The sequence below is a fragment of the Ruegeria sp. genome (assembly GCF_028066395.1).
GTDB lineage: Bacteria > Pseudomonadota > Alphaproteobacteria > Rhodobacterales > Rhodobacteraceae > Ruegeria.
On the sequence record NZ_JALCBM010000040.1, the window covers coordinates 8,804 to 24,335 of the forward strand.

Below are 15,532 nucleotides of genomic sequence, written 5' to 3' on the forward strand. Positions count from 1 at the left end.
GAACGCCCGACCCTAACCTTGGCAAGGTTATGCTCTACCCCTGAGCTACGCCCGCATCAGATACATATGTTGGTCCAATGGACCTCTCAATGGAGCGGGCGAGGCGATTCGAACGCCCGACCCTAACCTTGGCAAGGTTATGCTCTACCCCTGAGCTACGCCCGCGCCGTTGAGTGAGGAGGGATGTATAAATTCCCACGCGAGGCTGCAAGCGGAAAAACGCAAAAACCTGCAAAAATCTTTCGACGGAATGCCCCGGTCGGGCCGTTGAAAGATCAGACCAAGAAGAACAGGCAAAGAGGAGAGGGTCATGCTTTTGTCCCAGTCAGTGAAAACGACGCTGCTTATTGCATCCATCCTGACCGCATGCGCGATTTCCCGTATCACGCAGGAAACGGTAGAGGCACCGCACGCCCCCTTCGCACACCCACCTGAAATCAAAGTGGACATTCTGGCAGGGTAGGACCGCCCCCTGTGCGAACCGTCAAAGCCGGGTGGAATTTCGCGCCGTCGGTGTCGGAATTGGATTAGACGTCGCTCGGGTGCCGCTGGCACGGTTAGCCATCGATTGTATGTGAGGAAAGGAATGGCCATGTCAGCGACACTTCACCAAGCGCCGCAGAATTGCTCGGCTGCCGAATGGCAGGCCCGCGTTGATCTGGCGGCGCTGTTTCGCCTCATCGCGCATTACGGCATGTCCGATCTGGCCAATGGCGCTGTCTGCGCGCGGGTGCCGGATCAGCCGGATCATTATCTTGTGCATCCCTATGGCATGTTCTGGGAAGAAGCGCGCGCCTCGGACATGGTGAAGATTGATGCCAGCGGTCAGCCGGTTGAAGCGGATGCGCCCTGGCTGAATGACGGTGTTCAGAACCTGTGCCAGTGGATTTTGGGATCGCGGTCTGATGCCAATTTCTTTGTTCACGGTCACGAAGAAGAGGTCATGGCAGTTGGGTCCATCAAGGACGGTTTACTGCCCCTGAACCAGCCAGCGGTCTATCTGGGCAACATCACCGGCTACATCGAATATGAGTTCGAAGAGGACGAAGCCTTCGGCAACCATTTCGTGCAATGTCTGGGGGACAACCAGATTCTCATCAGCCGGAACCACGGGTATTATGCCTTGGGTGAGACGGCGGCTGCGGCGTTCTTCCGCGCCTATTTCCTGCGGCAAACCTGTTCGACCCAGATCAAAACCCTGTCCATGGGGCGCGAGCCGCATTTGATCGATCCGCAAAAAGTGGCCCGCTATCAGGACCAGATGGCAGAATCCGAGCACTATAACTACAACGGTGAAACCGAATGGCCGGGGCTGATCCGAATGCTGGACAGGCGCGGCGCGGATTACGCGAGTTGAGGCAGAGCAGGCCGCAAGCGCGCCAGTATTTTGGATGTTGAGATATAAAACAGGCGGGATCACGGACCCCGCCTGTTTTATTTTTGTCCGTTACTCCAACTCGACCAGCAGATCCTTTGCGTCGATCTGTGCGCCGGGCTGGACATGCAGCGCCTTGACGATAGCGTCGCGTTCGGCGTGGATGCCGGTTTCCATTTTCATCGCCTCGATGGTCAGCAGCAGATCGCCTTCCTTGACCTCTTGCCCCGCGGTGACCGCAACGGTGGCGACAACGCCGGGCATCGGGGCGCCGATGTGGTTTGAATTGCCGACATCGGCCTTGGGACGTTGCGCCGTGGTCGCCTTGACCAGACGGTTGGGCACCCGGATCACGCGCGGCTGGCCGTTGAGTTCGAAGAACACCTTCACCTCGCCCTTTTCATCGGTCTCACCAATGGCCTGGCAACGGATTTCCAACGTCTTGCCCGGATCGATCTCGGCGGTGATCTCCTCGCCCGGCTCCATCCCGTAGAAGAAGGTGCGGGTGGGCAGGGTGCGCACCGGGCCGTATTGGCGGTGGCGGCCCATGTAGTCCAGAAACACCTTGGGATACATCAGATAGCCGTTCAGGTCCTCGTCATCGACCTCCATGCCTTCCAGCTGTTTCGAAAGATCGGCCCGGGTGGCCTCCAGATCGACCGGATCGACATGTTTGCCGGGGCGTTCGGTATTGGGGGCCTCGTCCTTCAGCACCTTCTGGATGATCGCGTCGGGGAAGCCGCCCGGAGGCTGGCCCAGATTGCCGCGCATCATGTCCACGACCGAATCCGGGAAGGCCACATCGGTGCCGGGGCTTTCCACATCGTCACGCGTCAGGCCCTGGCTGACCATCATCAACGCCATGTCACCGACCACCTTGGACGATGGTGTCACCTTGACGATATCGCCGAACATCCGGTTCACATCCGCATAGGTCTGGGCAACTTCGTGCCAGCGTTCCTCCAGCCCGAGGGACCGCGCCTGTGCCTTGAGGTTGGTAAACTGGCCGCCCGGCATTTCGTGCAGATAAACCTCGGAGGCCGGGGCCTGCAGGCCGCTTTCAAAGGCCGCGTACTGGCCGCGTACCGCCTCGAAATAGTCGCTGATCTCGCGGATGGCCTTGATGTCCAGCCCGGTGTCGCGGTCGGTGTGGCGCAGCGCCTCGACCACCGTGCCCAGCGTCGCTTGCGAGGTGTTGCCCGAGAACGCATCCATCGCGCAATCCACCGCATCCACACCAGCCTCGGAGGCGGCAAGAATGGTGGCGCTGGCGATACCGGCGGTGTCGTGGGTGTGGAAGTGGATTGGCAGCCCGACCTCCTCCTTCAGTGCACGGATCAGGATACGGGCCGAGGCCGGTTTCAGCAGCCCCGCCATATCCTTCAGGCCCAACACATGAGCGCCTGCGTCGCGCAGTTCCTTGGCCATGCCGACATAGTATTTCAGGTCATACTTGGCGCGGTCGGGGTCGAGGATATCGCCGGTGTAGCAAACCGTGCCCTCGCAAACCTTGCCGTTTTCCACCACCGCATCCATGGCGACGCGCATGTTTTCGACCCAGTTGAGGCTGTCGAACACGCGGAACACATCAATCCCTGTGGCAGCTTGCCGGACGAATTCCCGCACCACATTGTCGGGATAGTTGGTGTAGCCCACCCCGTTGGCGCCGCGCAGCAGCATCTGGGTCATCAGGTTCGGCATCGCCTCGCGCAGGTCGCGCAAACGTTGCCATGGGCATTCCTGCAGGAAGCGATAGGCCACGTCAAAGGTCGCACCGCCCCAGCATTCGACGCTGAACAGTTGCGGCAGGTTGGCCGCATAGCTGGGGGCCACCTTGATCATGTCGATCGAACGCATCCGCGTGGCCAGCAGCGACTGGTGCCCGTCGCGCATGGTTGTGTCGGTGATCAGCAACTGCCGCTGCGCCTTCATCCAGTCGGCGACAGCCTGCGGGCCTTTTTGTTCCAGCAGGTTGCGGGTACCCATCTGCGGCTCGCCTTTTGGCGCAGGAGGCCGGGCCTCTTTCAGATCGGCACGCGGTTCGGGGCGGTCCTTGGTCTCGGGGTGGCCGTTGACGGTGATGTCGGCAATGTAGTTCAGAACCTTGGTGCCCCGGTCGCGGCGCTTTTTGAAGTGGAACAGATCAGGCGTCTCGTCGATGAACTTGGTGGTGTATTCGTTCGACAGGAAGATCGGGTGTTTCAGCAGGTTCTCGACAAAGGCGATGTTGGTGGAAACGCCGCGCACACGGAATTCCCGCAGCGCGCGGTCCATCCGGGCAATCGCCTTTTCTGGTGTCGGCGCCCATGCGGTGACCTTGGTCAGCAGCGAGTCATAGTACCGCGTGATCACCCCGCCCGCATAAGCGGTACCACCGTCCAGCCGGATACCCATGCCCGTGGCCGAGCGATAGGCGGTGATGCGGCCGTAATCGGGGATGAAGTTGTTCAGCGGGTCCTCGGTGGTCACCCGTGTCTGCAGCGCGTGGCCGTTCAGGCGGATGTCGTCCTGCGCAGATTTGCCGGTTGCCTCGGCCAGGGTCTTGCCCTCGGCAATCAGAATCTGCGCCTGCACGATGTCGATGCCGGTGACCTCTTCGGTGACGGTGTGTTCGACCTGCACGCGGGGGTTCACCTCGATGAAGTAGAACTTGCCGGTGTTCATATCCATCAGGAATTCAACCGTGCCCGCGCATTCATAATTCACATGGGCGCAGATGCGGCGGCCCAGCTCGCAAATCTCGGCGCGCTGTTCGTCGGTCAGATAGGGGGCAGGGGCGCGTTCCACGACTTTCTGGTTGCGGCGCTGGACCGAGCAGTCGCGCTCATACAGGTGGTAAATCTCACCATGCTTGTCGCCGAGGATCTGGACCTCGACATGGCGGGCGCGGGTGATCATCTTTTCCAGATAGCCCTCGCCATTGCCGAATGCGGCCTCAGCCTCGCGGCGGCCTTCCAGCACCTTTTCTTCCAGCTCATCCTCGGACAGGATCGGGCGCATGCCGCGTCCGCCGCCGCCCCAGCTGGCTTTCAGCATCAGGGGATAACCGATCTCGGCCGCCTCGGCCCGGATCGCATCCATGTCGTCGCCCAGTACTTCGGTGGCCGGGATCACCGGCACATCCGCCGCAATCGCCACCTTGCGCGCGCTGGCCTTGTCGCCAAGCGCTCGCATGGTTTCGGCCTTGGGGCCGATGAAGGTGATGCCGTTCTGCACGCAGGCGTCGACGAAATCGGGGTTTTCGGACAACAGCCCATAACCCGGGTGGATCGCATCCGCGCCGCATTCCTTGGCGACCCGGATGATCTCATCAATCGAGAGATAGGCCGCAACCGGACCCAGCCCCGCGCCAATCCGATACGCCTCATCCGCTTTGAACCGGTGCAGGCCCAGCTTGTCTTCTTCGGCAAAGACCGCAACGGTGCGTTTGCCCATCTCATTCGCGGCCCGCATCACGCGGATCGCGATTTCACCACGATTGGCTATCAGGATTTTGTTGAAGTCCGTCATGTCTTGTCCAGGTCCCTCGGATTTGGGCGTATTGATAGGGCGAGATTAAGCGCAGTGATATCAGTTCTTCTGGGTAGAACCGGCATGTTAACGCTCGCAAACGCCACCTATTCGTGCAAATCTCTTACCAATGCTGCGACGCAGCATCAATTGTATGAGCAAAACCGTGACAGTTTGTTGCGGCAGTACACCATGTTTCGGGGTTGGCGGGATCAAGGCGCCGGGGAATGACTGCATTGTAGGCAGCAATTTGGCGCTTTACCCGCCTTCCCGAGGTAGCGTTTGGTGCCGTCAGCCTTTGGCTAGGCGGTGGAGGCCGGAGGGTGCAATTTGGCCACTTCTTTGGGGCTGCCCTCTGCCGTTTGCGCGGCCCCGGCCACCTGTACCTGATTGCGCCCTTTGTCTTTGGCGAGGTAAAGCGCATCATCCGCCGCCCGCATAAGGTCCTGCGGCATGGTGCCATGGGCCGGATAATGTGCCACCCCGACCGAAATGGTGATGCGGGGCAGGGACTTTTCGCCATAGCGTACGGTTACAGCCTCGACCGCCTGACGTAGCTGTTCGGCATGAGTCATCGCGTCGTCAGCGCTGTTGTCGGGCAGGATCAGCATGAATTCCTCACCGCCGATTCGGCAGGCGACCTCATCCCTGTCGCAGCCTTGTTCCAACGCGGCGCCAACAGCGCGCAGCACCATGTCACCCGCGTCATGGCCATGCGTATCGTTGAACTTCTTGAAATGATCGACATCCACCGCAATCAGGCTCAACCGAGCCCCGGTCTGCTGGCTGCGGCTGATCGATTTGCGCAACGTCTCAGTCATGTGGCGACGATTGAACAGCCCGGTCAGAGGGTCGCGGACCGATTGGTCGTGCAACTGATCGCGCATGCGGACGTTGGCGATCGCCATACTGATCTGTTCGGCGCAAAGCTGCGCCAGCTTTTTGCTGTCGTGAAAGGCCTCTCCGCTGCCGTCATGGGCGCGCAGGTGCAGCAATCCGACCGTTTCACCATGGGCGAGAATGGGAAAGCAGAAGTAAGGCCGCCCGTCATGAGGTTCTGCGTGTTCACAGACGAAATCAATCTCGGACGCACCGAATTCATAAGTCCGGCCACGGCGCAGGCCCCAGCAGCCCTCGGGGTGGATATGGGCCTTGTGCGACCCGCCGTTCCAACTGGCGCAGCCGTCCAGAACATCGCGGGAATTGGAATAGACATACACGCTGCCCTCGGCCTCGGGCAGGATATGGGTCATGAAACGGGTGACCATATCGAACAGCTCATCCAAGGACCGGCTGGATTGCAGCCATTCGTTCAACTCGCCCAACAGACGCACCTCGCGCGCCAGACGCAGTTGTTCATCCATCAGGTCCCGTTCCTTGGCCGATTGCTTGTGTAGCGCCTGAACCTGAAACCGGTTGGTGCGGTAGGTCACCAACAGCACCATGGCCAGCGCCAACAGGGCAATCGTGCTGAGAACCGCCAGCGAAACCCTGAGTCGCGCTATGAATGTGGTCCGCAAATCCGAGATATCGGTGAAAAACTCGACCGCGCCGAGGAAGCGGCCATTGTCCATGATCGGCATAAAAACCTCGGCCACGTTATGCTGCGTTGCGTTGGCCGAGTTTTCGGTATGCAGATCAAGCCCGTCGATTTCCGACAGCGGCACGATTTCCTGAATATAGTGCACCATGCCGCGGGCGACGTCGTTGCGGAAAAAGGCGCGATCTTCGGTGGTGCCGACCTCATCCGGGCGGGTGGACCAGATCACGCGGCCCGTCGTGTCGAACAGCTTGAACCGATAGACATCCGATGCCTCGGGCATTGAGGAGAGGAATTCGGCGTCATGACCATCAATCGCACCGGTGCTCAGCGCGACCTCAGGGTTTGCAAGGTGCAAAACAACACGGCGCTTCCACAGCTCGGACTGTTTGAGGATGTCGATCTGCAACATCCGATCAACCAGTGGCGCGGGCAGTTTGTAAATGCCCCATCCTGCCGTCGCCGCCAAGGCCATCAGCAATAGGACGATGCTTATCCATTTCAGCCGGTGGCTGAGGGGTCCCCGATCCGGTTGTGTCATGCTCTCACGCTCCCACGGTCATGGGACAAGCATCCGGCCCAAGTTTTGACAGAGGGTTAATGCGCGCATGAGGCCGCGGCGTTTTTGTTTAGAATTAAACGTAAAGGGTCAGGCAAAAACCCTGTGAACAAGCCGTGAACAAACCCTTTCCCTTGCCGTCAATCCGGCGTAGTTTGGGGCCATGAGCAGTTTTGACGAAATGGACGCCTTTGAGGGCGCATCGCTGTCGGCGCGGGCCATGGCCGCGCGTCCTACGCCCTATCTGGACGAGTTGAACCCGGCGCAGCGTGAAGCGGTTGAAAAGCTGGACGGCCCTGTGTTGATGCTGGCCGGGGCGGGGACGGGCAAGACCAAGGCGCTGACCACGCGAATAGCGCATCTGCTGTCCACCGGGCGGGCACGTCCGAATGAGATTCTGGCGGTGACCTTTACCAACAAGGCCGCGCGCGAGATGAAGAATCGGGTGGGTCGCCTGTTGGGTCAACCGGCCGAGGGGATGCCCTGGCTGGGCACCTTCCACGCCATCTGCGTGAAACTGCTGCGCCGTCACGCGGAACTGGTCGAGTTGAAATCGAACTTCACGATTCTGGACAGCGATGACCAGCTGCGGCTGCTCAAGCAGTTGGTTCAGGCGGCCAATATCGACGACAAACGTTGGCCCGCGCGGATGCTGGCCGGGATCATTGATGACTGGAAGAACCGCGCGCTGACGCCCGACAAGGTGCCTGTCGCCGATGCCGGGGCCTATAATCACAAGGGCGTCGAGCTATACACACAATACCAGACCCGCCTGCGCGAGCTGAACGCCTGCGATTTTGGCGATCTGCTGCTGCATATGGTGACGATCTTTCAGACTCACTCGGATGTGCTGGAGCAATATCAACGCTGGTTCCGCTATATCCTTGTGGACGAATATCAGGACACCAACGTGGCCCAGTACCTGTGGCTGCGGCTGCTGGCCGGGGGGCACAAGAATATCTGCTGCGTGGGCGACGATGACCAGTCGATCTATGGCTGGCGCGGGGCCGAAGTGGGCAATATCCTGCGGTTCGAAAAGGATTTTCCCGGCGCGTATGTGGTGCGGTTGGAGCAGAACTACCGCTCGACCCCGCATATTCTGGCGGCGGCGTCGAATGTCATCCGAGGCAATGAAAACCGGCTGGGTAAGGAACTTTGGACCGATGCTCAGGACGGCGAAAAGGTCCGCCTGATCGGCCATTGGGATGGCGAGGAAGAGGCGCGCTGGATCGGCGAAGAGATCGACGCCATGCAGGGCGGCACCCGGGGTGGGCGTCCGATGAATCTGGACGAGATCGCCATCCTCGTGCGGGCCTCTCACCAGATGCGCGCCTTCGAGGATCGCTTTCTGACTATCGGTCTGCCTTACAAGGTGATCGGCGGCCCGCGATTCTATGAGCGGATGGAGATCCGCGATGCCATGGCCTATTTCCGGCTTGTGGTGAGCCCCGAGGATGATCTGGCGTTCGAGCGGATTGTGAATACTCCGAAACGCGGGCTTGGCGACAAGGCGCAGCAGACGATTCAGGTCACGGCGCGGGAAAACGGGGTGTCTCTGGTTGATGGTGCCCGGATCGCGGTCGATAACGGGTTGATCAAGGGCAAGGGCGGCAAGGCTCTGCGCGAATTGATCGACGGCTTGGCGCGGTGGAACGCGATGACGCGCGGCCCGCGGATCGAGGTGGACGACGATTCGGTGATCGATGACGGCACCGCACCGATGCGTTTTGGCGAGCCCGAGGTCTCGCATATCGAACTGGCCCAGATCGTGTTGGACGAATCCGGCTATACCGCGCATTGGCAGAACGAAAAGACGCCCGAGGCACCGGGGCGGCTGGAGAACCTCAAGGAACTGGTCAACCAGTTGGACAATTTCGAAAACCTGCAGGGGTTTTTGGAGCATGTCAGCCTGGTCATGGACAATGAGCAGGACTCGGACGGGGCCAAGGTCTCGATCATGACGCTGCATGCGGCCAAGGGGCTGGAATTTCCCGCTGTGTTTCTGCCGGGGTGGGAGGACGGGCTGTTCCCCTCACAACGCTCGATGGACGAATCGGGAATCAAAGGGCTCGAAGAAGAACGGCGGCTGGCCTATGTCGGTATCACCCGTGCCGAAGAGGTCTGTACCATTTCCTTTGCCGCCAACCGGCGGGTGTTCGGGCAATGGCAGAATTCGATGCCGTCGCGATTCATCGACGAATTGCCCGAAGATCATGTGGAGGTGCTGACGCCTCCGGGGCTTTATGGCGGGGGTCAACCGACGGCGGGTATCGAAACCCGCGCGGCCGAGGCGAATGTCTATAACTCACCCGGCTGGAAGCGGTTGCAGGCACGGCAGGGCCAATACGGCATGTCGCAACCGCGCGAGAGCCGCAATACGGTGATCGACGCCACCGCCATGGCCAGCTTTACGCTGGGCGAGCGGGTGTTTCACCAGAAATTCGGCTATGGCGCGGTGATCGGGATCGAGGGTGATAAGGTCGAGGTGGATTTCGACAAGGCGGGGGTGAAGAAGGTCGTCGCGCGTTTTCTGTCTGCCAAGGATGACGTGCCGTTTTGATTTTGTGCGAGGCTCTGCCTCGCGCTCCGAGGTATTTTTGAACAGAAGAAGCAAGGGGGCGCGGCGCCAGAGGGGGCTGCGCTTTTTTGATGCGGGAATGAAAAACGGCGGTTCCCAGGGAGGAGGAGAGGGAACCGCCGTTCTTTTCAACACCGGAGCAGGGAGGAGGAGGGCCCCGATGTATTCGAACCCGGGTCTGATCCCGGTATGAGGAAGACGCGGCGACGTCAGGGAGGAGGAGGACGTCGCCGCGCGCTTTCAACATCGGGTTAAGGGAGGAGGAGACCCGATGTGTCTGCGTCCGGCATTTGGGGCCGGTATAATCTGCGGCAACGTCAGGGAGGAGAAGGGACGTTGCCGCTGAAATACAGACCCAAAGGGAGGAGGTGGGCCTGATCTCGGTTGTTCTTCGGGCGCTTAGCGCGCGATGTAATCTTCGGTCGCCCGTTGCGCCAGCTGGCGGATCATCGAGCGGTGCAGGCCCAGATCGGCCAGTTCGCGGTCCGACAGGGCCGACAGTTCATTCACGGTGTGACGATAGATGCGGTAGCGCGCAAAACGGGTTTTTGCGGCCTCGAACAGGGCCGTCAGGCCGTTTGCCTGGACACCCTTCAGTGTGGAAATGTTGCTTGCTACTGCCATCGTCGTCTTCCGGTATCTCGTGTTGCTGGCCGTTGTGTTCGGCGCTTGCTTGAGACTGAAGATAGGCGAATGCTGCGGATGCACAATCCTGGACGTCGTCAATGCCGCTATGCAGCAAATGCATGGATATCATGATGATGTCGCTTGACCTTTCGAATGCCTTCGGACACGGGCGATCAGGATAGAGCCTATCGCGTGATCGGAGATTGAGGCCGTTTGGCGTGTTCACGTGGTGTCGAAGCCTGAGCGTGCGTGCGATTGGGAATTCAGGGGAATTCGGGGCGGACGTCCGGGCAGCAGCCTGTGACCGGTTTGGCATGGGAAATCATGGGTCAGCCTTGGTTTCGGGAACTCCCCGGCCCAAAAGGGCGCGGTTTGATTCGAGAGAGATTGCCTGGAATCCGTGGCTTTTTGAGATCACGTTGAGAAAAAGTTCGATTTTTGCGGGAAATCGTGGGGCGCGGCAATCTCTGCGATTTAGCATATATATAGTGGATCACCTCAAAGAGAGGGCAATTTGTGGTATGTATGCTCGCGTGCGGCTCGTATCTCATCGTCTGAAACGCTTTAATTCATGGCGTTCGCCCAAAAAAGACTATTGATTTCCATGAATTCCCATGTCATCCCTTATGCATCCGATGAGGACGAGGCACATGGGGCACCAAACGACCCCGAACCAAAAAGACTAATCAGGTTTCATACAGGCATCTCGCTTTCATCACTCAAGAGATCCGGCGCGCGGGCGAGCAGACATCCCCCCAGGTGGCGCGCGCAGCTGGACATCCCGCACAGCGGGTCAATGCGGCGGGTTGATCAGTGGCAGCAGATCAACCCGCCGTTTTTCATCCGGGGGGCGAAGTTTTGGTGAGGCGCAAGCGAAAGGGACAGTCGTCTTGGCGCGCAGGTTCAGAGGTGAAAGCCACCATAAGGTGGACACGAAGGGCAGGGTCTCGATCCCGGCCTCGTTTCGCCGTGTGCTTGAAGCGTCCGATCCCAATTGGCAGCCCGGTGACAATCCTGAACTTGTGATTGTCTATGGCGACCACCGCCGCAAATACCTTGAATGTTATACGATGCAGGCGATTGACGAGGTCGACGCCAAGATTGATGCGTTGCCGCGCGGGTCGATGCAGCGCCGGATGCTGCAGCGGATGTTCCACGGGCAATCCTTCCCGACCAATGTGGATGAAACCGGGCGGCTGGTGCTGCCCGCCAAGCTGCGCACCAAGATCGATCTGGAAGGCGAGGCGTTCTTTATCGCCGCTGGTGACACGTTCCAAATCTGGAAACCCGAGACATACGAGGCCGAGGAACTGGCCGCCGCCGAAGAATGGCTGGACGATCTGCCGGATGATTTCGATCCGATGCAGTTCCTCGATGGCACTGGGGATGCGTGACGGCATGGCCGGCGCTGCGACCCCTTCGGACAAACCTCATATCCCTGTTTTGCTGCGCCCGTTGCTGGCGGCGGTGGCCCCGGTGTCGGGGCGGTGGCTGGATGGCACGTTTGGTGCAGGCGGCTATACGCGCGGGCTGCTGGAGGCTGGGGCCGACACGGTCATCGGCGTGGATCGCGACCCGTTGGCTTTTGAGATGGCCTCCGATTGGGCCGGGGACTATGGCGACCGTTTGGTCATGCAGCCGGGCGTGTTTTCTCGCATGGATGAATATGCGCAGGACTTGGACGGCGTGGTGCTGGACCTTGGCGTGTCCTCAATGCAGCTGGATCAGGCCGAACGGGGCTTTTCCTTCATGAAAGACGGCCCGCTGGATATGCGGATGAGCCAGGAGGGAGAAAGCGCCGCCGATCTGGTCAACACGGCGACCGAGGCGCAATTGGCCGATATCCTGTTCCATTATGGTGAGGAACGTGCCAGCCGTCGCATCGCCAAGGCTATTGTCAAAGCGCGGGCTGAGGAACCGATCACCACCACTTTGCGTCTGGTCGAGATCATCGAATCCTGTCTGCCTCGTCCCAAGCCCGGGCAATCGCATCCCGCGACCCGCAGCTTTCAGGGGCTGCGCATCGCCGTGAACGCGGAATATGAGGAACTGTTTCAAGGGCTTACGGCGGCTGAGCGTGCTTTGAAGCCGGGCGGACAGCTGGCCGTGGTTACGTTCCATTCCATCGAGGACCGGATGGTCAAACGGTTCTTCCAATCTCGTGCAGGCAAAACCGGCCGCGCCAATCGCTATGCGCCCGAGATGGAACAGGCACAGCCGCAATTCACGTTGAAGACCCGCAAGGCCGTTGGCCCGGATGATCAGGAATTGCAGGAAAACCCACGCGCACGCTCGGCCAAGCTGCGGGTGGCTATTCGAACGGATGCCCCGGCGGGGGAAATTGACGCCCGCGCCATCGGCATGCCGCAACTGGGGGGAAGGGCAAGATGAAGAGTATTTTGTATGTGTTGACCGCCCTGTCCGTGTTCGGGCTGGCGCTTTGGGCGTATCAAGAGAATTACCGCACTCAGCAGGTGTTGAAGGAAACGCAATCCCTGCAACGCCAGATCGGCACCGCGCAAGCACGGCTGGCGGTCTTGAACGCCGAATGGGCCTATCTGAATCGCCCCGACCGGTTGCGAGAGCTGGCGGATCTGAATTTCGAACGTCTGGGCCTGTTGCCGCTGCGGGCAGAACAGTTCGGACGTGCCGACCTGATCTCCTACGGCGAGGACCCCGATCTGCCCTCGGTCGATCCGGATGAATTGCAGGCGATCACCGAGGTTCAGGCGCTGTATGAGGTGCAGGTCCCATGACACGTACCCCTCTGCGCCCTCTGGCCCGTATCCTCGACGCCCGTGCACGTGGCGAAAACCCCAAGGCGATCGAGCGCGAAAACATCCGTCAGCGCCACGAAGATATGAAAGACCGCGCCCGGGCGCGTGCCGAGGGCCGTCTGCTGGTGCTGGGCCTGTTCTTCTTCTGTGCGTTCTCGGTGGTTGGCTTCCGCATGGGCATGCTGGCCACGTCCGAGGCGCAAGAGCCATTGGCCACAGCCCCCGGCGCGTCGATTGCCATGCAGCGCGCCAATATCGTGGACCGCGAAGGCCGTATTCTGGCAACGAATCTGGACACCTATTCGGTTTACGCCCAGCCGCCCCTGATGATCGACCCGATTGCCGCCGCTGATCAGTTGGTCGCGATCTTCCCCGATCTGGAAAAAGAGCGTCTGGTCAAGGACTTCACCGGCCCGCGCAAATTCCTGTGGATCAAGAAACGCATCTCGCCGGAACAGAAACAGGCAGTGCATGACATCGGCGATCCCGGCATTCTGTTTGGCCCGCGTGAGATGCGTCTGTACCCCAACGGCAAACTGGCCGCGCATATTCTGGGTGGTTCGGGCTTTGGCCGCGAAGGCGTCAGCGCGGCTGAGGTGATCGGCGTGGCGGGTGTCGAAAAGCAGTTCGACGACTACCTGCGCGACCCGGCCAACGGCAACAAGCCGCTGCAACTGTCGCTGGACCTGACCATTCAGGCGGCGGTCGAACAGGTGCTGTTCGGCGGTATGAAGATCATGAACGCCAAGGGCGCCTCGGCCGTTCTGATGAACGCGCATACGGGTGAGGTTGTTTCGGCCGCCTCATTGCCCTCGTTTGACCCCAATGACCGGCCGCGCCCGCCGACCTCGGGTTTTGATCCGTCGGACAGCCCACTGTTCAACCGCTATGTGCAGGGCGTGTACGAGCTGGGCTCGGTCTTCAAGATTTTCACGGCGGCGCAGGCGGTGCAGCTTGGGCTGGTGAATTCGAACACGATCATCGACACCTCGGGGCCGATGCGGATCGGACGCTTTCCGATTGGTGAGTTCAACGGCAAGAATTACGGCAAGATCAGCGTGGCGGATGTAATCGTCCACAGCTCGAACCGGGGCACCGGGCGGCTGGCGCTGCAGATCGGGGCGCAGCGGCAGCAGGATTTCCTGCAATCGCTGGGCATGTTCGACCCGACTCCGTTCGAGATTGTCGAGGCTAAGGGCGGCGCGCCGCTAAAACCCAAGAAATGGGGTGAGTTGAGCACGGTCACTATCTCTTACGGTCATGGGCTCTCGACCAGCCCGATGCACCTGGCGGCGGGATATGCGGCGATTGCCAATGGCGGGCATTATGTCAGTCCGACGATCCTGCGGAAGAACGGGGCGCAGTATGGCCCCCGGGTGATGTCGCAGGGAGCGGCGCGGCAGGCGCAGAAGATGCTGCGCCGGGTGGTGACCGATGGCACGGCCAGCTTTGGTGACGTGCGCGGATATGCGGTGGCGGGCAAAACCGGTACGGCGGACAAGCCGAAACCGCGCGGCGGCTACTATGATGACAAGGTCATTGCCACCTTTGCCACCCTGTTTCCGGCGGACAATCCGCAATATGTGCTGGTGGTGACGCTGGATGAACCCTCGATCGTGGCCTATGGCGAAAAGCGCCGCACGGCGGGTTGGACAGCGGTGCCGGTGGCTGCCGAACTGATCGGTCGCGTGGCCCCCTTGCTGGGCCTGCGTCCCCGGCTTGAGCCTGAGGCGGGCGCTGCTATAACGCTGACTTCGAATTAGGCTGTCCGGCAAGAGGTGGGTCATGGGCGCAAGGTCAAAGAAACTCAGCCAGCTGGCCCTGACCGCACGCGGGGGCGCAAACCCGCAGATCACCGGGCTGGCCGTTGACAGCCGCGAGGTGCAGGATGGTTTCCTGTTCGCAGCCCTTCCCGGCACACGGGTTCATGGCGGAGAGTTCATTCAATACGCCCTGCGCATGGGGGCCGCCGCCATACTGACCGATGCCGAAGGGGCCGAGATCGCGGCAGATGAACTGGCCGCCTCTGACGCTGCCCTGATCGTGGTCGAGGACCCGCGTCAGGCGCTGGCCGGCGCTGCCGCGCTGTGGTTCGGGGCGCAGCCGCAGACCATCGTGGCGGTCACCGGCACCAATGGCAAAACCTCGGTCGCCAGCTTCGTGCGCCAGATTTGGGCTGAGCTGGGGCACGCCGCCGTCAACCTCGGCACTACCGGGGTCGAAGGTGCCTGGACCGCGCCGCTGGCCCATACCACGCCGGAACCGATCACTCTGCATCGCTGTCTGGCCGAGGCGGCTGAGAACGGCGTGACCCATGCGGCGATGGAGGCCTCGTCCCACGGCCTAGAACAACGCCGTCTGGATGGGGTGCATCTGGCTGCTGCGGGGTTCTCGAACTTCACGCAGGACCATCTGGATTATCACGAAACGTTTGAGGCGTATTTCGACGCCAAGGCCGCTCTGTTCGACCGGGTCCTGCCGCAGGACGGTACGGCGGTGATCAACCTCAGCGACCCGAAGGGCGCGCAGATGCGCCGGATTGCCGAGGCGCGCGGGCAATCCGTGC

Annotated in this window: 10 protein-coding genes and 2 tRNA genes (1 of these 12 only partly in view); 7 read left to right on the top strand and 5 right to left on the bottom strand. The window is 60.7% G+C overall.

The features are described from left to right. A tRNA-Gly gene (locus tag MPJ51_RS13190) sits at window positions 1-55 on the bottom strand; it reaches 120 nt to the left of the window's first position. A gap of 35 nt (window positions 56-90) precedes the next feature. Beyond that, window positions 91-165 (bottom strand) — tRNA-Gly (locus MPJ51_RS13195). A 427-nt stretch (window positions 166-592) separates the two neighbouring features. Here MPJ51_RS13195 and MPJ51_RS13200 point away from each other — a divergent pair. Beyond that, entirely contained in the window at window positions 593-1,357 is a 765-nt protein-coding gene (locus tag MPJ51_RS13200) for a class II aldolase/adducin family protein (RefSeq protein ID WP_298387444.1), read from the top strand. Between the two features lie 90 nt (window positions 1,358-1,447). Here the strand turns inward: MPJ51_RS13200 and MPJ51_RS13205 are convergent, their stop codons facing one another. Then, window positions 1,448-4,885: a pyruvate carboxylase gene (locus MPJ51_RS13205; RefSeq protein ID WP_298387447.1), complete on the bottom strand. Its 3,438-nt coding sequence runs from the start codon at window positions 4,883-4,885 to the stop codon at window positions 1,448-1,450. A 302-nt stretch (window positions 4,886-5,187) separates the two neighbouring features. Then, window positions 5,188-6,966, bottom strand: a complete 1,779-nt coding sequence (locus tag MPJ51_RS13210; protein ID WP_298387450.1) for a diguanylate cyclase — start codon at window positions 6,964-6,966, stop codon at window positions 5,188-5,190. A gap of 181 nt (window positions 6,967-7,147) precedes the next feature. Between MPJ51_RS13210 and MPJ51_RS13215 the strand changes: the two genes are divergently transcribed. Further along, entirely contained in the window at window positions 7,148-9,544 is a 2,397-nt protein-coding gene (locus MPJ51_RS13215; protein WP_298387453.1) for a UvrD-helicase domain-containing protein, read from the top strand. A gap of 417 nt (window positions 9,545-9,961) precedes the next feature. Here MPJ51_RS13215 and MPJ51_RS13220 read toward each other — a convergent pair whose 3' ends face one another. Further along, complete coding sequence (locus MPJ51_RS13220) at window positions 9,962-10,186, bottom strand: DUF1127 domain-containing protein (protein ID WP_298387456.1); 225 nt, start codon at window positions 10,184-10,186, stop codon at window positions 9,962-9,964. Between the two features lie 929 nt (window positions 10,187-11,115). Here MPJ51_RS13220 and mraZ point away from each other — a divergent pair. From mraZ to MPJ51_RS13245, 5 genes are all read left to right on the top strand, one after another. Next, complete coding sequence (mraZ, locus tag MPJ51_RS13225; RefSeq protein WP_298387459.1) at window positions 11,116-11,583, top strand: division/cell wall cluster transcriptional repressor MraZ; 468 nt, start codon at window positions 11,116-11,118, stop codon at window positions 11,581-11,583. A 4-nt stretch (window positions 11,584-11,587) separates the two neighbouring features. Beyond that, window positions 11,588-12,580: a 16S rRNA (cytosine(1402)-N(4))-methyltransferase RsmH gene (gene rsmH / locus MPJ51_RS13230; protein WP_298387511.1), complete on the top strand. Its 993-nt coding sequence runs from the start codon at window positions 11,588-11,590 to the stop codon at window positions 12,578-12,580. Next, entirely contained in the window at window positions 12,577-12,945 is a 369-nt protein-coding gene (locus MPJ51_RS13235; RefSeq protein WP_298387465.1) for a cell division protein FtsL, read from the top strand. Before rsmH ends, MPJ51_RS13235 begins: the two co-directional genes overlap by 4 nt. Beyond that, a complete protein-coding gene (locus MPJ51_RS13240) occupies window positions 12,942-14,729 on the top strand; it encodes a penicillin-binding protein 2 (RefSeq protein WP_298387468.1) in 1,788 nt (595 codons plus the stop codon). The genes MPJ51_RS13235 and MPJ51_RS13240 overlap by 4 nt, the downstream gene beginning before the upstream one ends. A gap of 22 nt (window positions 14,730-14,751) precedes the next feature. Next, window positions 14,752-15,532 (top strand): Mur ligase family protein (locus MPJ51_RS13245; protein ID WP_298387470.1); only part of this gene is annotated, 781 nt, incomplete at its 3' end.